Genomic DNA, 20,565 nt, shown 5'->3' with positions numbered 1-20,565 from the left:
ATAATTCCTTTCACTTCATTCATAATAATTAAACTAAATTTCTCCAATATTCCAATACTTCTCTCAATGTATCATCAATAAAAAATTCTGTTTTCCACCCTGTATCCTTTCTAATTTTACTGTTATCACACACTACAAGCGGCACATCCACAGGTCTAAACTTATTAGGATCAATCTCTATTTTTATTTTTTCCTTTGACATACTTACCAACTTATTTAAAAGTTCACTTACTTTTATTTCTTTACCTGAACCGATATTGTAAATCTCTCCAATTTTTCCCTTTTCTAAAAGCAGAGCATAACCTCTAACAATATCCCTGACATCTGTAAAATCTCTAAAAGTTTCTAAATTCCCCACTTTTAATACAGGCTCACTTCCTTTTTCAATCTGAGCAATTTTACTTGCAAAATCAGCTACAACAAAGTTTTTACTTTGCCCTGCTCCAATATGATTAAAAGCTCTTACCATTACTATATTCATGTTATAAGCATTCACATAAAGTTTACACATTTCTTCCTGTGCTTTTTTACTTACACCATAAGGACTTTGTGGATTTTGAATTTTATTTTCTTTGATTGGACACTCTTCTGGTTTTATTGGACCATATTGATCACTTGAACCAATGATTAATATTTTAGAATCTTTACTGTAATTTCTTACTGCTTCAAGTAAATTCAATGTTCCATTTACATTTATATCTACAGTCAAAACAGGCTTTTCCCATGAAAGTCCTACAGCGCTTTGTCCTGCCAAATGAAATATTTTATCTGGTTTTACATCATTTATAACTTCATTCACCTGTTCTGTATCCAATAAATTCATTTTTTTTACATTAATTTTATCATTTTTATAATTTTCTGCTATTATTGTTCCATATACTTTATAACCTTGTTCTAAAAGATATTCAGATAAATATTTCCCTACAAAACCATCAACACCTGTTATTAATGCTTTCATTCGTTCTCCTTAAAGTGATTTCAATTTAATTTCCTTTTTAACTAATTCCAAATCATTTTCAACCATTCTTTCAACTAATTTATCAAACGGTATTTCTCTCTTCCATCCCAATTTAGTTTCTGCCTTCGTAGGCTTTCCAATTAAAATATCAACTTCTGCCGGTCTGTAAAATTTAGGATTAACTCTTACTACGATATTACCAGTTTTAGAATCTTTCCCAATTTCCTTCTCATCTTCCCCTTCCCAGACAATATCAATATCTACATGTTTAAACGCAGTTTCTACAAATTCTCTAACTGTTCTAGTTTCATTTGTTGCAATTACATAGTCATCAGCTTTATCTTGCTGTAACATTAGCCACATTGCTCTAACATAATCTTTCGCATGTCCCCAGTCTCTTTTTGCATCTAAGTTTCCTAATTCTAATACATCTTGCACACCCAATTTTATTCTAGCAATTGCATCTGTAATTTTTCTTGTTACAAACTCTTTTCCTCTTCTTTCAGATTCGTGGTTAAACAAAATTCCTGAACATGCATACATGCCATAACTTTCTCTATAGTTTTTAGTTATCCAATGTCCATATAATTTTGCTACTCCGTAAGGACTTCTCGGATAAAATGGCGTCTCTTCAGTTTGAGGAATCGCTTGAACCAACCCAAACATTTCGCTTGTAGAGGCTTGATAAAATCTTGCTTCTGGTTTTACAGTTCTAATAGCCTCTAGCATATTTAATGCACCAATTCCATCAATATCAGCTGTTGCAACTGGTTGTTCCCATGAAGTTCCAACAAATGATTGAGCTGCTAAGTTATATACCTCATCAGCTTGAGAAATCTTCATTGCATTTATTAAAGAAACTAAATCTGTCATGTCAGCATATATAAATTTAATTTCATCTTTTCTATGTTCAATATTTCCAAAAGTAGTTACACTTTTTCTTCTCATAAGTCCATAGACTTCATATCCCTTCTCTAATAATAATTCTGCCAGATATGAACCATCCTGACCGTTTATTCCAGTAATTAAAGCTTTTTTCATCTGTAATCTCCTATCTTTTTGTTTTACAAATATTCATTTCTATTACAAATTCTCAAATTGCTAATAATTTCCTTAACCTCTTGAGTATTATTCTTATGACAAATTAGCATCGCATCATCAGTATCTATAATTACAACATCTTTCAGTCCAATAGTCGCAATTAATTTATCTCCACCCTGAATTATTGAGTTTTTAGTCTTTATACTTATTACATTTCCTTTTATAACATTTCCATCTTGATTTGTCTTGTTGATTCTTTCAAGTGAAAGCCAGCTTCCAACGTCATCCCATCCGAAGTTCCCTGGAATTACGTAAATGTTGTCTGCTTTTTCCATAATTCCATAATCTATAGACTCTGATGGAAGATTTGAGAATACTTCTTTTAATGTATTTTCATATTTTTCTGTATTTATTGATTCTCCAATTTTTTGTAAACCATCATGTATTTCTGGAAGGTATTCTTTAAAGTTTTTCAAAATAGTTGAAGTTTTCCACACAAACATTCCACTATTCCATAAATATTGTCCACTTGCTAAATATTCTTTAGCTTTTTCTAAATTTGGCTTTTCAACAAAACTTAAAACTTCATAGACATTTGCTTTATTTTTAAATTTTTCACCTTTTTTAAAATTAATATATCCGTATCCTGTTTCAGGATAATTTGGAGTAATTCCTATTGTTGCTAAATTATCATCTTTTTCTACTACATCTAAAGCCGTTTTTAATGTGTCAATAAAGATTTCGTTGAATTTAATCAGATGATCTGAAGGTAAAATTATCATTTTTGAATTTATATCTTTTTTGGCAATATGAACTGCAGCAAGTCCGATACAAGGTGCTGTATTTTTTGCAGCAGGCTCAATAATAATATTTGCTTCAGGTATATCTGGAATATGTTCTGAAACCAGATTTTTGTACATTTCATTTGTGACTACATAGATATTTTCAATATCTACAAGATTTTTTACTCTTTCAACAGTATGCTGAATCATAGATTTCCCATCATCTGTCAAAGATAAAAATTGTTTTGGTAAATTTATTCTACTTTTCGGCCAAAATCTTTCACCTTTTCCACCAGCCATTATTACTACAGAAGTCAATACTATTCCTCCTTTTTTATTTTAATTAATATAGTTTATAATTTTAAATTTGCTATTTAAATAGATAATAGCAATAAACTTTCTAAATATTTTTTATAATCGCATTTTCTCAATTTTTCTATTATTTCAGCAAGTTCTCCTTTTGATATCCATCCTTTTGTATAGGAAATTTCCTCAAGACAGGCGATGTAAAATCCTTGCCTATTTTGAATAGCTTCCACAAAGTTTGCCGCTTCCATCAGTCCTTTTGGCGTTCCTGTGTCAAACCAGCTCATTCCACGTCCAAGAGTTTTTACTTTTAGTTTATCGCAAGATAAATAAAATTCATTAATAGAGGTTATTTCAAGTTCATTTCGATCTGACGGCTTTAACATTTCAGCTTTTTTAATAACTGTATTATCATAAAAATATAATCCTGGCACTGCGAAACTTGATTTAGGATCTATTGGTTTTTCTTCTAATGAAATTACCTTATTATTTTTATTAAACTCAACGACACCATAATCTTCAGGATTTTTCACTGGGTATCCGAATATCATTGCACCAGCATTGTTTGATTTTTCCCCTTTAAAATTTTCAAAATAATCAACAGAATCTTCAAGAACTTTTGAAAATCCATTTCCATAAAATATATTATCCCCTAAAATTAAAGCTACATTATTATTACCAATAAATTCTTTTCCAATTAGAAAGGCTTCTGCCAATCCATTTGGATATTCTTGTATTTTATATTCCAACTTAATTCCCAATTGACTTCCATCTCCCAGCAATTCTTCAAACACTGGCAAATCTCTAGGAGTTGAAATAATTAAAATTTCTTTTATATTTGCTAACATTAATACTGATAAAGGATAATAAATCATGGGCTTATCGTAAACAGGCAGAATTTGCTTGGAAATAGACTTTGTAAGCGGATATAATCTAGTTCCGCTGCCTCCGGCTAAAATAATTCCCTTCATAAGAATTCTCCTTAAATTAGTTTATTTCCCTTTTCCGAATAAGACAGCTTTAACTGTCTTCATAATAATAAGTACATCGAGTATAAGATCTTGATGCTTCAAATAGTACAAATCATACTCGAGTTTCCTCTTCGCATCCTCCAGGCTTTCCCCATAGGGAAACATTACCTGTGCCCAGCCTGTTATTCCTGGCTTTATAAGGTGTCTCAGGTTGTAATGGCTTATCTTTTCAGCATAGTCCTTTGCTAAAATATCCCATTCTGGACGTGGACCTATGAAACTCATTGTCCCTTTCAGGATGTTCCAGAGTTGAGGAAGTTCGTCAATCCTTGTCTTTCTCATGAACTTTCCAAATTTTGTAACCCTTGTGTCGTTGTCCAGCGTGTACTTTGAATATTTTTTTGGATCGTGTATTCTCATGCTTCTGAACTTATAGACTCTGAAGGGCTTCATGTTTTCGCCTATTCTGGTCTGCTTGAATATGACTGGTCCTTTAGATTCTATCTTAATAATTATTGCAGTAATTAATGCAAGTGGTGACAGAAGCACCATTAGAGTTAGTGCAAGAATTAAATCCATTCCACGTTTCATATTTTTCTGCATCTCGTTACTTAAAATATCAAATCCATTTGACTGTAAAAGCCATTCTTCATTTATCTGATTTATATCTATTTTTTTTTGAATATCTTCGTTAAATTCTTCATAATTTATTATTTTCAGTCCGTTAATCTTCAAATCAAAAATTCGCTTCAAATATTTTTTAAAATCAGGACTTTTTATATCCTTTACAATTACCAATACATCAATTTCCTTTTTAGATATAATTTCTTCCATCTGATCATAATTTCCAATTAAATATTTTGTTGCCCCGCTTTTATTGTTTGAAATGTATCCAACATAATTGTAGTCAAGAGTATTGATAATATCTTCCTGAACATTATTTCTTATATGATTTGAACCAAATATCAGCACATTTTGCTTTTTCATATAAATGGAGCATACTATTTTTCTGAAAATTACTTGGAATAAAAAAATTAACAAATAGATATAAAAAATATTAAACTGCTTCCAGAAAGCATATAGCACAACTGAAAATATCACATCAATTCCCAATGTTATAAATACGTCCTTATATCTAAAACGTTCTGCATAAAAATCAAGCTGTCCGAATATAAATTTTATAAATATGAACAGGATAAATATAAAATTGGTCAGATACTTTGCTACATAATTATATTTATCTAGTAAAAAACTGTAAATAACATATAAAATAAGTATATAAAGTATACGTATCCGAATATCTTTATTTAATTTCATAGTTCATCCTCACTTAACAGCCGTTGATCTAAAATTACGGCAATAAACCACAAGTATCTCGGCATTATAGTAATTTTACCTTAAAACAGGAGCAATAATACCTTGCTTCCTTTATAAAATTTTTAATATTTTTTTTACCTTTTTATTCAAAATAAAACTGCTATAATTTACAAATAATTACAGTATGAGTATATCACATTTTATTCCCAAATTCAAGTAAACCAACCTTTAAAAAAATTTTTTGAATTAACAAATAAAAATAATTTTACCATTATTTAAAGCTGTACTGCTACAAGTCTTAGTTTTATTTTTTATTTTAATTAATTTTTTTATTTAACCATTTTCATAAATTGGATTTTAAAATTATTTTGCCAAATTATTAAAAATTTTGTTCAGACATTCTTTTTTGTGCTTTAAATCAGGATGAACATATAAATTTAAAGTTATTCCAATAGAGGCATGTCCTAAAATTTCAGATACAGTCTTGTAATCTATGCCATTTTCAATAGCCTGCGTTGCAAAAGTGTGTCTTAGCGAATGAAATTTCAGCTTTGAAATTTTTAAAATATTTAACATCTTCTTGAAAAATTTTCTATAGGTCCTTGGCTCAATATATTTTTTCTCGCCAGAAATAACGTAAAAATCACTATTAGATTTAAACTGCTGCAATAAAGGCACTAATTCAGAGGCAATAGGAATTTTACGTCTTGAGCTTTCTGTTTTTGGTGAAGAAATGATGACTTTGCTCTTTTTAGCTGTACTGATATATATTCTTTGAATCGTATGATTGATATTAATGACTTCTGTCTTTAAATCCACATCCTCCCACTTTAATGCACATATTTCTCCTATTCTAAGCCCAGTGCATATACAAATAAGTATTCCTAGTGTCTGATTACACAGATTATTTTTCACATACTTGCAAATTTTTCTTCTCTCTTCAAAATTAAACACTTCAACTTCTTTAGTTTTCTCTTTCTTAGGAATTTTAAATTCAAATTCCATCCTGTCTATAATTTTATGCTTCATCGCAAATGTCAGCACAGACTTTAACACAACTGTCATATCTTTTACAGTTTTTTTTGACAGCCCTCCTCTGCCATCCAGTCTTCCGCAACTTAACTTGTCTAAAACGAAAGACTGAAAATCCTTATTTGAAATTGTACTAACCTTTCTTTTTTTAAAATACGTTTTCAAATGATTTTCAATAATTGTCAAATAAAGAAAATAAGTTGATTCCTTTATATAATTATGCTCATTTTTTAGCCAAATATCCATACATTTAGATATACTCATATTTTTATTCATTGTTCTCATTTTGCCCTCCTGAACATAAAACTTAAACTATAGTAATACAACTTTAAAAATTAAGTTTAAAAAAAATTTAAACTATAACAATAAATTATCAAAAAATATATAAATTTGATGTTTGAGAATCATAGAGTAAATCTTTGAAACTGAAAATATAAAAATATACTTAATTTCCATTTTTTTATGATATAATTAAATCAGAAAAAAACTGAAGGGAGAATATAAAATATGAAATTTAATGAATACAAATACGAACATTTGGATTTGGAAAAAATAAAAAAAATTTTTTCGGAGCTTATAGAAAGTTTTGAAAAGGCTGAAAATGTGGAAGGACAGATTACTGCATTTGATGAAATTATAAAACTGAGAAATCATATTGAAACTATGCAGACACTTGTTTCGGTTCGCCATAGCATTGACACAAATGATGAGTTTTATGATAAGGAAAATGAGTATATGGATGAAATCAGCCCTATTCTTTTTGGGTTTACGAATGACTTTTATAAGGCTCTTGTAAATTCAAAATTTAAAGATGAACTTGTTAAAAAATATGGAAAATTTTTATTTGATTTGGCAGAAAATACATTGAAAACATTTTCACCTGAAATTATCCCAGATGCTCAAGAAGAAAACAGATTATCTAGTAAATATTCAAAATTAATTGCAAGTGCAAAAATAGATTTTGATGGAAAAGAGCTTAATTTGTCACAAATGGTTCCCTACACACAGTCAAAGGACAGAAATGTAAGAATTGAAGCGGCTAAAAAAGTTGCTCAGTTTTTTGCTGAAAATCAAGATGAATTTGATAACATTTATGATTCGCTTGTAAAAGTCAGAACTAGAATGGCTCAAAAGATGGGATATAAAAATTTTGTGGAATTTGGATATAAACAACTGTCAAGACTTGAATATGATGCAAAAATGGTAGAAGGCTACAGAAAGCAAGTGCTTGAAAATATTGTGCCGCTACATACCGAACTTCGTGAAAGACAAGGGAAAAGACTTGGATTGGACAAACTTAAATTTTATGATGAAGCTATAAAATTTAATTCTGGAAATGCTGATCCGCATGGGTCGCCTGAATGGATTTTAAATAATGGGAAGACAATGTATAAGGAATTATCGAAAGAAACTGATGAATTTTTTACATTTATGACTGAAAACAATTTGCTTGACTTGCTTTCTAAAAAGGGGAAAATGAGCGGCGGATACTGCACTTATATTCCAGAACACAAGGCACCATTTATTTTTGCCAATTTTAATGGAACTTCACACGATATTGATGTTTTGACGCATGAAGCCGGACATGCTTTCCAAGTTTACCAAAGCCGTGGATTTGAAGTGCCTGAATACTTATGGCCATCTTATGAGGCTTGTGAAATTCATTCGATGAGCATGGAATTTTTAACTTGGCCGTGGATGGACTTGTTTTTTGAAAATGATACTGATAAATATAAATTTATTCATTTATCAGAAGCTCTTTTATTTATTCCTTACGGAGTAACTGTCGATGAATTTCAGCACTGGGTGTATGAAAATCCAGAAGTTACGCCAAAAGAACGTCGTGAAAAATGGATTGAAATAGAAAAAAAATATTTACCAACAAGAGATTACGGAGAAGTCGAAGAATTAAAAAATGGAATTTTCTGGTTTAGACAAGGGCATATTTTCAGTTCGCCATTTTACTACATCGACTACACTCTAGCTCAAGTATGTGCCTTCCAATTCTGGATAAAATCAAGAGAAAACAGAGAAAAAGCATGGCAAGATTATTTGAATTTATGTAAACTTGGAGGAAGCAAGCCATTCTTTGAACTTATGAAATCAGCTAATTTGAAAAATCCGTTTGAAGAAGGGACATTGGCTTTTGTAATTCCAAAAATTAAGGAATATTTGGATAATGTTGATGATATGAACTTGTAAATTTGATATTACTTATTTATTTAGATAATTATTGTTTATAAATATAACCTAAAAAATTTTGAATTAAGTGAAAATTTTTAAAATATTTATATTTTTCTATTGATTTTAAAAAGAATTAGTGCTATAATAATTGTAGATACAAATTAATAAAACAAAAAATAAATATATTTAAATATGGAGGTAATTTATAATGATTTACGAAAATATCTTAGACTTAATTGGAAATACGCCTGTGGTGAAATTAAAATTCTTAAATGATGAAAATATCGCTGATATTTATGTAAAACTTGAAAAATATAATATTGGTGGAAGTGTAAAGGATAGAGCGGCTCTTGGAATGATAGAAGCAGCTGAAAAAGAAGGAAAATTGAAACCAGGTGGAACAATTGTTGAACCTACTTCTGGAAATACTGGTATCGCACTTGCATTAATCGGTAAAGCAAAAGGTTATAAAGTGGTAATTGTAATGCCTGATTCAATGAGCGTGGAAAGAAGAAGTATTTTAGCAGCCTATGGAGCTGAATTAATATTAACTGAAGGGGCAAAAGGTATGAAAGGGGCAATTGCTGAAGCTGAAAAACTAGCAGCTGAAAACGGATATTTCTTGCCTCAACAATTTGAAAATCCTGCAAACCCTGCAAAACACTACGAAACAACTGCAAAAGAAATCTTAGATGATTTCCCTCAAATCGATGCATTCGTATCAGGAGTTGGAACTGCTGGAACTTTATCAGGAGTTGGAAAAAGATTAAAGGAAGAAAGACCAGGAGTTAAAGTATTTGCCGTTGAACCTGCAACTTCTGCAGTATTATCAGGAGAACAACCTGGAAAACACTTCCAACAAGGACTTGGAGCAGGATTTGTACCTGGAAACTATGATGCCAGCCTTGTAGATGAAATTATAAAGGTAACTAATGAACAAGCGGTAGAATTTGCGACAAGAGCTTCAAAGGAAAACGGACTATTTATCGGAATTTCTTCTGGAAGTGCAATTGCAGCAGCTTATGAAGTAGCTAAAAAATTAGGAAAAGGTAAAAAAGTTGTAGCAATTTTACCAGATGGTGGAGAAAAATACTTATCAATTGAAGCATTCAGAAACAGTTTATAATTAATAAAACTTAACTAACTTGGGCAAGGATTCTCTGACTTTTACATAAAATAACGGGATGAATTGCCTGTTTTCATATTTTCATACTTTTATGAAATAGAATTATAGTAAAACTGCTTTAGAGCCGAACTCAGATATTATACACTATTTAACCTTTATAAATTTAACAAAAAAGTAAAATATGCAATAAAATGTTGTTTTTAAAACAGTTTTATTATATAATTCAAATATAAATTTTAAGGAGTGTGATTATTATTTTTAAATGGTTAGTAAGTGAAATAAATAATATAGCGGAAAAAGATCCAGCTGTCAGATATAAAATAGAAGTTTTTCTCTATCCGTCTCTACATGCAGTTATTAATCACAAGATTGCCCACTTTTTTCAAAAGCATAAATTATATTTTTGTGCACGGCTGATTTCTCAAATTTCACGATTTTTTACAGGAATAGAAATTCATCCAGGAGCAAAATTAGGAAAAAAAGTATTTTTTGACCACGGAATGGGAATCGTAGTTGGAGAAACTGCTGAAATAGGCGATAACTGCGTCATCTATCATGGTGTAACTCTAGGCGGAGTAAGCTCTTCCAAAACTAAGAGACATCCCACATTAAAAAATAACGTCACAGTTGGAACAGGAGCAAAACTGCTAGGAAATATTGTGATTGGAAATAATGTGAAAATTGGAGCAAATTCAGTTGTTTTAAAGGATGTTCCAGATAATGCAGTAGCAGTAGGGATTCCAGCTAGAATCATTCCAAAAACAGAGGAAGACTACTATATGTGGCATATTTAACAGATTTTTTACAGTTTTTTTATATTATTTATTAAAATATTCAAATACAAAAAAATTTGACAATCAAAGTAAAATATGGTATATTTTCTATATGAAAAATTTACTTCATTTCTTTGATTTGAAATAAAAATTAGGATAGGATTATCCAGAAATGCAAAAACATACAAATGTGCAAAAGCATATTTAAAACTAAACTAATAAACATGGAGGATTAAAATGGCAAAAGTAGGAATTTTTTTCGGATCAACAACAGGAGTAACTGAAGATATTGCTCATAAAATTGCAGAAAAAATTGATGGAGCAGAAGTTTTTAATATTGATGGAAATGAGGATAAATTGGAAGATTATGATGTACTTCTTTTAGGTACTTCTACTTGGGGATTTGGAGACTTGCAAGATGACTGGGCAGCAGTTCTTGATGATTTGGCAAGCAAAGATTTAAGCGGTAAAAAAGTAGGATATTTCGGAAGTGGGGATCAAGGAACTTTCTCTGATACATTTATGGATGGAATTGCCATCATTGATGAAGAAATTCAAAAAACTGGTGCAACAATCATTGGAAAAACTTCAACAGAAGGATATGAATTCAGCGAATCAAGAGCAGCAAAAGATGGAGAATTTTTGGGACTTGCTCTAGATGAAGTTAATCAATCTGAATTGACAGATGAAAGAATTGACGCATGGGTTGAACAAATCCAAAAGGAATTTTAATAAATTAAGAATTATAATAAAACTATGTCTGTGAAAATATTTAAAAAAAATAATTATTCACAAAAGACAAATAAATATGATTTTAGCTATATTTATATATAACTAAGATAAATCAATTTTCACAAGTTGATTTTCTCTCCAAAAAATTTAAGAAGGTGTTTTCATAGCACCTTTTTATTATTTTTATTTTTCCCATAGTAACTGCTATAACTAAAAAAGAAGCATTTTGCAAAACATCTGACTTACAAAATAACTTCTTTCAAAACTATATTTCTTCTCAACCTTTTTCCCAATTTCTCCTTAAAACAAAACCTCTGTACTTTAACTTCCCGACTTTTTTCTATACATAACGACCTTTTTCTTCAAAACACATCTAATTTTCTTTAGACTTTATCCTTTTTTCTACCTAATTATCTATAAATAACTTTTTTCTTTTAGGGCAATAATGCCTTCTAAACTCCTTTTTTTATCGATATCGACTTAACTTTAAAAAACTTTTTTCTTCATAATTCGGATTCAACCAAAAATCCTATCCTTTTTACTTTTGTTACTTCATTTTTGTATACAAATTCCTGTGTAACCTTTACTCCTTTTTACCTTTGACCTTTTCTTCATAAAACTCTTTATTTCCTAATCTCTATCTACGTCCCAATCTGTAATTCTTCCAGTATACGCATCGATTTCAAATTCATAAGTGTAACCTCTGTAATGAATTTCTCCTTCATAAGAATCTTCATCAAATTCAAAATCCTTAATATTTCTCAATGTTGCACCTGGAACTTTTGCTAATGCTATTTGTTTAGCTCTTGCTGGGGTTATTTTTGATCTTTTATAAGAACTTTTTTTATGGTTGAAATTTGATTTTTTATAATCTTTACTTCCAGCAAAACTCAAAGAACCTAATACCAAACAACCTAACAATGCTACTTTTAAGAATTTATTTTTCATAATCCTCCTTTGCATTTTTGTATTTGTAATTGCTGTTCCTTTGTTACATTATAATAGTATCATATAAAGATTAAAGAAAAATGAGAACTTTTAATTTTTTCTCATTTTTTAAAATTTTTATAAAAAAATAGACACTCTCTGCTTCAGAGATTGCCTATTTTTCTAGATTTTCACAACTAATTTCATGATTATATTTTATTTTTTGATTAATAAATTAATTTGAAAAATTATAATTCGATGTCTTCTTTTCTTAATGTTGGGAACAAGATTACGTCTCTGATTGATGCTGAATTAGTTTGTAACATAACTAATCTATCAATTCCAATTCCTAATCCTCCTGCAGGTGGCATTCCATATTCTAAGGCTCTAATGTAATCTAAATCCATTCCTTGTGCTTCATCGTCTCCTGCTTCTTTCAATTTAACTTGTTCTTCGAATCTTTCTTTTTGATCTCTTGGATCGTTTAATTCTGAATATGCGTTTGCAAATTCTCTTCCTGAAATGAATAATTCAAATCTGTCAACCCATTCAGTTTCACCTTTTTGATTTTTTGAAAGTGGAGAAATTTCTTTTGGATATTCTGTTATGAATGTTGGATTAATCAATGTTTCTTCCACTTTTTCTTCAAAGAATAAATTTAAAATTCCAAATTTTGTATAAGTTTTATCTTTTTCTAAAGGAATTCCAAATTCTTTCGCTTTTTCAACAGCTTCTTCATCACTTGAAATTGAATCAAAATCAAATCCAGTTGCTTCTTTTACAGCTTCTTTCATTGTTACTCTTCTCCAAGGTTTAGCTAAATTAATAGTTTTATCTTCATATTCAATTTCATATTTTCCATGTAACTCGAAAGTCAAACTAGAAATTAAGTCTTCTGTTAAGTCCATCATATCATTAAAATCAGCGTACGCTTGGTACAATTCCATCATTGTAAATTCAGGATTATGTTTTACAGAAATTCCTTCATTTCTAAAACTTCTATTAATTTCAAATACTTTTTCAAATCCACCAACTAATAATCTTTTTAAGTATAATTCAGGTGCGATTCTTAAGAATAATTCCATATCTAATGCATTGTGGTGCGTAACAAATGGTCTTGCAGTTGCTCCACCTGCGATTGGGTGCATCATTGGAGTTTCAACTTCCGTAAATCCTTTTTTTTCTAAATAGCTTCTAAAAAATCTAATAACTTGGAATCTTTTTTTCATAGTTTCCATAACTTCTCTATTCATTACCAAGTCAACGTATCTTTGTCTATATCTAGTTTCAACGTTAGTTAATCCATGGAATTTTTCTGGAAGTGGACGAACATTTTTAGATAATACTTCAAAAGAATCTACTCTCAAAGTTAATTCCCCAGTCTTAGTTCTAAATAAATGTCCTTCAAGCCCAATAAAATCTCCAAGTCCCATTTTTTTATAAATTTCATATTGATCTTCTCCAACTTCTTCTTTTTTCACATAATATTGAATTTGACCAGTTGGATCTTGAATCTTACCAAATCCGTTTTTACCCATTCTTCTAAAAGCGATGATTCTTCCTGCTGTTTTAAATACTTTATCGCAAGTTTCGTCATATTGATTTATTTCAGCAATATCATTCACTTTTTCATATTTTCTTCCGTAAGGTTCTATTCCAATTTCCTCTAGTTCTGCTACTTTTTTCAATTTTTCTTTTATAATACCATTATCATTCTGGTTTTGATTACTCATTCACTTTTTCCTTTCTGCTTTTTTTCTGAACCTCCCACGACTAAAGTCGCGAGCGTTCTTGCACTATTTAATAAATTGAAATTCTAAATTTATACTGTTTATCACTTCATTATTATGTATTATATCATATTCCAGCATCATTTTTCCATTTTCTTTTTTAATTTTTTTTGTAAAAATTTTGTATTTCCCTCGAAACTGTTTTGTAATATAAATAAATGGCGTATTTTTATCACTTTGAAAAATTTGTCTGGAATTGATTTCACCATATCGGTAAATTTCAATGGAATTACCTTTATCAATGATTTTACAGTTTCCATACTCATCACTATAATGATATTCTTTTTTTTCTTCCTGTTCCAATACTTTTTTCAGCTCAAATAATTTTTCATAATTCTGATTAAAATTATCCAGACTTTTTATTTTTATTTTCATTTTATTCCTTATTTTTTATTTTTTTTATTATTTTAGAGAATTGAAAATTATAAAATAAACCTATTCATTTTCATCATCTAAAAAATCATCTAAAAATTCTGACAAATCTTCATCATCAGCTTCTTCTTCATTCTCAAAAAATTCATTTTCATCATCATTCAATGGATCAAAATTACTTTCATCAAATTCTCCATCTACATTCTCATTTTTATCATACTCGCCAAAATCTTCGTTCCAGTACATATAATCCTTGTCAGAACCGTAATATTCATCGTTCCATATTTCCAGAACCTGATCTTCCTCATCTTCATCTAAATCATACAGTTCCTCTTCAATACTGTCATAGTAAAAAACCTTCTTTTCCCCAGTTTCACTATCACAAACTAAATATTCCTTATCTCCTACCGTAATATTTGAAAGACACGTATATTCTTCAACATCCCCTTCGCTATTAGTTTTTTCAAATTCTTCCCCAGCAGAATACATAACTTCCCTCCATTATTTATGATATTTTATATTATTATTAATTGAAATCCATCTATATATTTGCTCTGACAAAATTAACCGCATAAGCTGATGTGGAAATGTCATTTTTGAAAAACACAATCTAAAATCTGCAATTTCCCGCAAATTATCATTAACTCCATTTGAACCGCCGATTATAAAATTAATTTCACTGTTTGTTATTGAAATTTTTTCAATTTTATCTGCCATTTCTTCTGAAGTCAGCATTTTTCCCTTTAAATCAAGCAAAATATTATATGAATAATTTTTTTTTGAAATAACATTTATTATTCTTTCAGTTTCAGAATTTATTGCATTTTCAATCCCTTTGTTATCATCCTCTTCAGCCAGTTCAATAATTTCAAGTTTTATATATTTTGATAACCTTTTTGAAAATTCAGCTATTCCCTCTTTTATATACTTTTCCTTTATTTTTCCAATACACACTACATTAATTCTTATCATATTTTTCCCTTATTGTCAAAAGTTTTTTTCATTTTTTTACTAATTTTACCATTATTTTTTTCTTCCAAACATTTTATCCAAATCATTTTTAGACAATTTTACAATAATTGGTCTGCCGTGGGGACACGTATATTTCCCAACTTCATGAATCCTTCTCACCATATTCTGCATTTCAGATATATCCAGCTTCTGCCCAGCCTTTATCGCCCCTTTACACGACATTGAAATAATGATATTTTCCCTTAAATCTTTTATTTCCACTTCATTTTTTAAATCCAGCAAAAGCTGTAAAAACACATTTTCAATACTATCCCGAAAATCAAAAGCAGGCACAGCACGAATCACAATCTCGTTTTCTGAAAATTCATCAATATCAAATCCAAAATTTCGAAAAACATCAATATTTTCAAAAATAATATTTTTTTCAATTACCGTAACTTCCATTTTCAGCGGTAACAGCAAATGCTGTGACTCAATTTTTTTATTATAAAACTTATCTTTTAATTCTTCATACAAAATTCTTTCATGAATAATGTGCTGATCATAGATTTCCAGTTCCTCATCCTTCCGCACTAAAATATACGTATCAAAAATTTGTCCCAAAATATCATAATGAACCTGCTTCCCAATGTGCTTTTCAAATGTCCCAACTTTATAATATTCATTTTCAGTATTTTCATTTATACCATTAGAATTTTTTTCTCCACTAAATTTTTCATAATTTCTAAAATTACTCTTTTCATCCCAATTTCTCTTATCTTTATCGCTCTTTACCAAATTAGAGTTTTCAACATTTTGCAAGTTTTCCACATTGTTTTCCACAATTTCATTTAAATTCCCATTCATTTTTTTCCAAATTTCATCAAGACTCGAATCATTCTTTTTATTGCTATTCTCTTTTTCATCATTAAAAAAATTACCACTGCTTAGACTTTCAGAAATACCAGCAGATTCTCTATTTTCATCATTTTTCTCAAGATTACCTCCTGTAAACCCATCTTCTCCTTCCAATTTCTCACTATTTTCTTTCCCATCAAAAGTTTCCAAACTTAAAATTTTCTGATTTTCCCCCTTTAAAATATCATCAGAAAATAAATCATCCTTTTCCACAGCGACATTTTCATTAATATTAATATTTTTCTTTATTAAATCAATATTAGGCTGCCAGTTTTCCCTGTCATTATAATAAAAAAAGTCGTCAATTGCTGATTTTATCTCATTATAAACAATTTTATCATTTGAAAATTTTACTATTTTTTTAGATGGATGAACATTCACATCTATTTCCTTTGGATCAGCATTGTAAAAAATAATAGCAAAAGGATATTTCCCCTTCATTAACTTAGTATAATAGCCATCTATAACAGCTCTCTCAATAGTTGCTGACTTCACATACCGATTATTTACAAAAGTAAACATAAAATCCTTTGAACTTCGTAAAATTTCCACATTTCCCAAATATCCATATTCAAATTTTTTCAAATTTTTTAAAACTGATTTTCCAAATAATTCAAGAATTGTATTCTCAATCCCTTTCCCGCTTGTCTTTATCGTACTTTTCCCGTCTAATTCAAGCGAAAATGCCACATTACTATTGGAAAGCGCCTCCTTTAGCACAATATCCCTAATTTTTCCATACTCTGTTGACATCTTTCTCAAAAATTTTCTCCTAGCAGGCGTATTGTAAAATAAATCCCTGACTTCCATTTCTGTCCCAACATTTCTTGAAACTTCCTCAAACTTTCTCACAACCCCGCCATAACAGCCAATTCTATACCCCGCAGGACTGTTTTCAGAACGTGTAGTAATCGTAAGCTTAGACACCGCTGCAATAGATGACAGAGCTTCTCCACGAAAGCCATAAGTACTTAAATTAAAGACATCCTCCTTTTCCTTAATCTTAGAAGTGGCATGCCGCTCAACTGACAAAAGCGTATCATCCTTATCCATCCCAATTCCGTTATCACTTACTTTAACATCAGTTCCAGATTTGAAAACTTCAATTTTTATCATTGTAGCCTTCGCATCCAGTGAATTTTCAATCATCTCCTTAATCATCGAAGCTGGATTTTCCACAACTTCCCCAGCAGCAATAATATTTGACACTTTTTCATCTAGTATTTTTATATATCCCACAATCTATCCTCCTTTTCTATCAGTTTTTCTTTTTTAAGTCACACAAATAATTAATCCAGTAACCGCAGGCGTCAACATTGAAAATACACTTTTGCCAGTTAAAATTATTGTCGCAATTTCAAATAATATACCTGCAACTATGTCAAATTTTCTTAATTTACCCTCATTATTCAAAAACCTTTCCAAAATCATAATTTAACAGTTTTACTTACAATAATCTTATATTTCTGCCCAAAAATTTCTGCCAATTTTTCTAAATCCTCTTCTAGACAAAGCACCTTCACATTAGGTCCAGCATCCATCGTAAAATAGCATTTCTCCCCATTATTTCTCAAATTTTTTACAAAATCCATTGCTTCGTAAGTTTTTTCATTAAAATATGAAAACGGCGGATTTGCAGTTTCAGTTGTCTTGTGCATTCTAAGGGCATTTTCTTCTGTTAAAGTTCCCACTTTTTCAAAATCATTTTCAGCAAGATATTTTTTCATATTTATAAAATCAATTTCAGACTGCTTTACCCATTCATCAAAATATGTCGAAGTTTTAGCACAAAGCTCCATTCCGTTTCGGCTTGAAATTTTCTTTTTATTTTCATTCAGTACAAGCACAATCATCGCTAATTTCAAATCTGTCTTAACTTCATAAATCTCTCCAGTATCCTTGTCCCAAGCCGCAATTGGTCCAAAAAAACTTCTCGAAGAAGAGCCAGAACCAAATTTTGAAATTTGTGCAAGTTCAGATTGTGCATAATTTTTTCCAAAAAGTTCATTACAAGCCTTTATTACAGCTGATAGTCCACTCGAACTGGAAGAAAGTCCCGCAGCTGTCGGCATATTATTTGTTGTAGAAATTTTTACCTTCTGACTTCTATTTTCCCTAAACAAATCCACGACCTTGCTAATCTTTTCCGTATGCATCTTGTCCTGTAATTCTCCGTTTAAATAAAATAAATCCGTCATATTTGAAAACTTATCTTTACAATTTCCATTTTTCATTTCCTTTTCAACAGCAATTTTAGTATCCTCATCCTTTATAAATTCCATTTCTGTTTCTGTGAACATATCATTAAGAGTAAGAGAAATGCTGCTTGTGGCAGGTATCATTTTTTCTGCATCTTTTTTTCCCCAGTATTTTACAATTGCGATATTAGCATAAGATTTGACTTTTACCATTTTTTCTCCTTTATTTTTTCGTTAAATTTTTAAATATTAAATTTTTTCCACCCAAATATTTTCTGCCCCACATTTTGTAAATCCATCTTTTACTTTTTCCATAATTTCCAAATTTTCGGCAAGTGCAATTACACAGCCTCCCAAACCGCCACCAGAAATTTTGGCTCCAGCCGCTCCATTTTCAATCGCCGTTTTTACAAATAACTCTGTCTTTTCAATAGTTATATTCAATTTTCCAAGTTCTGTATTTGCTGCTGTCATAATTTCCCCAATTTTACTAATTTTTTTTATTTTTTCTTCTTTATTTTCAATATTTCCAGTTAAAATTCTAGTCATTTCATCTGTCAATCTGCCTAATTTTTTCAAGGAAAGTTCAGCTTTACTTCCTAAATTTTTCACATTTTGAATCGCTTCACCAGTATTTCCATAAATGCCTGTATCTGCAATCACAAGATACGCATCAAGATTTAAGTCAATGTATGAAAATCCCTTGTTTTTTACAAATCTTATAGCCTTATCGCTAAGGCAAGTTTTTGCATCCAGCCCGCTTGGAGTCTTATGAGCCACAATTTCTGCCGTATTCACTAATTTTTCCAATAATTCATCTTCTAAATTTTCTCCAAAATAGTTAAATATTGCACGAATTGCCGCAATGCTAACTGCTGCTGAAGAGCCCATTCCACGTTTTTGAGGAATTTGAGAAGTTATTTTGTATTTTATTTTTACATTTTCTTTTTTTAAATATTTTAATGCAGTAAAAATTGCGACTGAAAGTGTATCTGTTTCATCATAAAAAAAATTGCTTTTTGCCTCTTCTATTGCACATTCAATCTCAATTTTTTTTAATGGAATAGCAATGGCAGGATAGCCATAAACGACAGAATGTTCCCCAATTAATATGATTTTACTATGTGATTTTCCAATACCTCTTTTCATTTTTACTAAAATCTCCTATTTCTAATTAAAGAAAAACGAGCCTAATGACCCGCTTCTTTTAATCTATCTAAAATTTTACTTTTTATTTTCTGTTTTGGTGGAAATGACGGGAATCGAACCCGTGTCCAAAATAGAAAGTCCTTACTATCTTCTACAAGTTTAGTCTATTTAACGCTTTAACCGTTAGATATTAAACAGACAAAAGTCTAAAGGCGAGATTATAGAATTTCCCTAAATGACATAATCATACATTTAGGTAAGCCATTAAAAATGACATCATCTAATGGAAAAATGGCGTTTCCAAAAGAGATGAGCCGCTATCTTAGGCAGCTAATGCGTAATTATCGTTTCCGATTATTTTAAAATGGATTTTAAAGCTCCCGCTTACTTGCCGATAATAATCTTTTTATCCTGTCGAAACCAAAACATTCCCTTAATAATATTTAACTTTAAGTCATTTTACCACAAAAATATTTATTTTTCAACAGCCTATTTAAAATTTTTTAATGTTTTGGCGCAAAAATACTTATTACTCCATAAGATGCCATAGTCATTACTGCAGCAGCTATTATTACTCCCAATCCAATATAAAAAAACGATTTTTTTCTCTCAAATTGAAGCAAAGCCGCAATCAATGCACCTGTCCAAGCACCTGTCCCAGGAAATGGAACTGCCACAAACAGCATAAGTCCAATAAACTCCCCTGTTGCAAGCCCTTCACTACGTTTTTTAGCCCGATTTTCTATTTTTTCAATAAATTTTACCAAAATATTCCGCTTTTTCATAAATTCAAAAAATTTTACCGAAAACAAAAGAATAAATGGCACAGGAAGCATATTCCCCACAATAGAAACAATCATATTCAAATACCAAGGCAACCCAATAGCCGCTCCAACTGGTATCGCCCCACGCAATTCAATTACAGGAAACATTGAAATAAGAAATATTCCTATCATTTTATTTAAAAGTGGCGCTCCAATTAAAGCAACTTTTATAAAATTTATAAAAGATTTCATCATTTTTTGTATGATAAATACA

General features: G+C 30.1%; 20 protein-coding genes and 1 other RNA gene. 4 read left to right on the top strand and 17 right to left on the bottom strand.

The genetic code is table 11. From position 1 onward, the window contains the following. Positions 1-28 precede the first annotated feature (28 nt). The 6 genes from FVE74_RS00670 to FVE74_RS00645 form a co-directional block, all read right to left on the bottom strand. Positions 29-958 (bottom strand): GDP-mannose 4,6-dehydratase, encoded by a 930-nt coding sequence (locus FVE74_RS00670; RefSeq protein ID WP_147002752.1) that lies wholly within the window; start codon positions 956-958, stop codon positions 29-31. Positions 959-967: 9 nt separating this feature from the next. Beyond that, on the bottom strand, positions 968-1,999 hold the full coding sequence (gene gmd, locus FVE74_RS00665; RefSeq protein WP_147002751.1) for a GDP-mannose 4,6-dehydratase: 1,032 nt from the start codon (positions 1,997-1,999) through the stop codon (positions 968-970). Between the two features lie 23 nt (positions 2,000-2,022). Continuing rightward, positions 2,023-3,099, bottom strand: a complete 1,077-nt coding sequence (locus FVE74_RS00660; RefSeq protein ID WP_197735160.1) for a mannose-1-phosphate guanylyltransferase — start codon at positions 3,097-3,099, stop codon at positions 2,023-2,025. 56 nt (positions 3,100-3,155) lie between these two features. Beyond that, positions 3,156-4,058, bottom strand: a complete 903-nt coding sequence (gene rfbA / locus FVE74_RS00655; protein WP_147002750.1) for a glucose-1-phosphate thymidylyltransferase RfbA — start codon at positions 4,056-4,058, stop codon at positions 3,156-3,158. A gap of 21 nt (positions 4,059-4,079) precedes the next feature. Beyond that, complete coding sequence (locus tag FVE74_RS00650) at positions 4,080-5,375, bottom strand: sugar transferase (RefSeq protein WP_147002749.1); 1,296 nt, start codon at positions 5,373-5,375, stop codon at positions 4,080-4,082. A 363-nt stretch (positions 5,376-5,738) separates the two neighbouring features. Beyond that, positions 5,739-6,692, bottom strand: coding sequence for a tyrosine-type recombinase/integrase (locus FVE74_RS00645; protein WP_147002748.1), 954 nt, complete (start codon positions 6,690-6,692; stop codon positions 5,739-5,741). Positions 6,693-6,914: 222 nt separating this feature from the next. Here FVE74_RS00645 and FVE74_RS00640 point away from each other — a divergent pair, with 222 nt between their 5' ends. The 4 genes from FVE74_RS00640 (at position 6,915) to FVE74_RS00625 (ending at position 11,222) form a co-directional block, all read left to right on the top strand. Beyond that, positions 6,915-8,609 (top strand): M3 family oligoendopeptidase, encoded by a 1,695-nt coding sequence (locus tag FVE74_RS00640; protein ID WP_147002747.1) that lies wholly within the window; start codon positions 6,915-6,917, stop codon positions 8,607-8,609. 190 nt (positions 8,610-8,799) lie between these two features. Further along, the gene (gene cysK, locus FVE74_RS00635; protein ID WP_147002746.1) at positions 8,800-9,717 is read left to right on the top strand and encodes a cysteine synthase A; all 918 of its coding nucleotides are present in this window, start codon (positions 8,800-8,802) and stop codon (positions 9,715-9,717) included. A gap of 245 nt (positions 9,718-9,962) precedes the next feature. Further along, entirely contained in the window at positions 9,963-10,511 is a 549-nt protein-coding gene (gene epsC, locus FVE74_RS00630) for a serine O-acetyltransferase EpsC (protein WP_147002745.1), read from the top strand. Between the two features lie 216 nt (positions 10,512-10,727). Next, positions 10,728-11,222 (top strand): flavodoxin, encoded by a 495-nt coding sequence (locus tag FVE74_RS00625; protein ID WP_010125145.1) that lies wholly within the window; start codon positions 10,728-10,730, stop codon positions 11,220-11,222. A gap of 630 nt (positions 11,223-11,852) precedes the next feature. Here FVE74_RS00625 and FVE74_RS00620 read toward each other — a convergent pair. The 11 genes from FVE74_RS00620 to FVE74_RS00575 all read right to left on the bottom strand — a co-directional run bounded on the left by FVE74_RS00620 (position 11,853) and on the right by FVE74_RS00575 (position 20,546). Next, positions 11,853-12,170, bottom strand: a complete 318-nt coding sequence (locus FVE74_RS00620; protein ID WP_147002744.1) for a PepSY domain-containing protein — start codon at positions 12,168-12,170, stop codon at positions 11,853-11,855. Between the two features lie 227 nt (positions 12,171-12,397). Next, a complete protein-coding gene (gene lysS / locus FVE74_RS00615; RefSeq protein ID WP_147002743.1) occupies positions 12,398-13,882 on the bottom strand; it encodes a lysine--tRNA ligase in 1,485 nt (494 codons plus the stop codon). A 63-nt stretch (positions 13,883-13,945) separates the two neighbouring features. After that, on the bottom strand, positions 13,946-14,314 hold the full coding sequence (locus FVE74_RS00610; RefSeq protein WP_147002742.1) for a DUF1934 family protein: 369 nt from the start codon (positions 14,312-14,314) through the stop codon (positions 13,946-13,948). Between the two features lie 60 nt (positions 14,315-14,374). Further along, positions 14,375-14,800, bottom strand: a complete 426-nt coding sequence (locus tag FVE74_RS00605; RefSeq protein WP_147002741.1) for a hypothetical protein — start codon at positions 14,798-14,800, stop codon at positions 14,375-14,377. 12 nt (positions 14,801-14,812) lie between these two features. Continuing rightward, positions 14,813-15,283, bottom strand: coding sequence for a 23S rRNA (pseudouridine(1915)-N(3))-methyltransferase RlmH (locus FVE74_RS00600; protein ID WP_147002740.1), 471 nt, complete (start codon positions 15,281-15,283; stop codon positions 14,813-14,815). Between the two features lie 51 nt (positions 15,284-15,334). Next, positions 15,335-17,419: a DNA mismatch repair endonuclease MutL gene (mutL, locus tag FVE74_RS00595; RefSeq protein ID WP_147002739.1), complete on the bottom strand. Its 2,085-nt coding sequence runs from the start codon at positions 17,417-17,419 to the stop codon at positions 15,335-15,337. Positions 17,420-17,452: 33 nt separating this feature from the next. Continuing rightward, a complete protein-coding gene (locus FVE74_RS11450) occupies positions 17,453-17,593 on the bottom strand; it encodes a hypothetical protein (protein WP_172617421.1) in 141 nt (46 codons plus the stop codon). A 14-nt stretch (positions 17,594-17,607) separates the two neighbouring features. Then, on the bottom strand, positions 17,608-18,591 hold the full coding sequence (gene mvaD / locus FVE74_RS00590; RefSeq protein ID WP_147002738.1) for a diphosphomevalonate decarboxylase: 984 nt from the start codon (positions 18,589-18,591) through the stop codon (positions 17,608-17,610). Between the two features lie 36 nt (positions 18,592-18,627). Next, positions 18,628-19,527: a mevalonate kinase gene (gene mvk / locus FVE74_RS00585; RefSeq protein WP_147002737.1), complete on the bottom strand. Its 900-nt coding sequence runs from the start codon at positions 19,525-19,527 to the stop codon at positions 18,628-18,630. Between the two features lie 95 nt (positions 19,528-19,622). Further along, positions 19,623-19,960: a transfer-messenger RNA gene (gene ssrA / locus FVE74_RS00580) on the bottom strand. Positions 19,961-20,030: 70 nt separating this feature from the next. Beyond that, positions 20,031-20,546, bottom strand: coding sequence for a COG2426 family protein (locus FVE74_RS00575; protein ID WP_147004536.1), 516 nt, complete (start codon positions 20,544-20,546; stop codon positions 20,031-20,033). Positions 20,547-20,565 lie beyond the last annotated feature (19 nt).

The organism is Leptotrichia wadei (genome assembly GCF_007990445.1).
Lineage (GTDB): Bacteria > Fusobacteriota > Fusobacteriia > Fusobacteriales > Leptotrichiaceae > Leptotrichia > Leptotrichia wadei_A.
The sequence above is the reverse complement of the archived record's forward strand: the minus strand, read 5'-3'. Positions and strand labels throughout refer to the sequence as shown.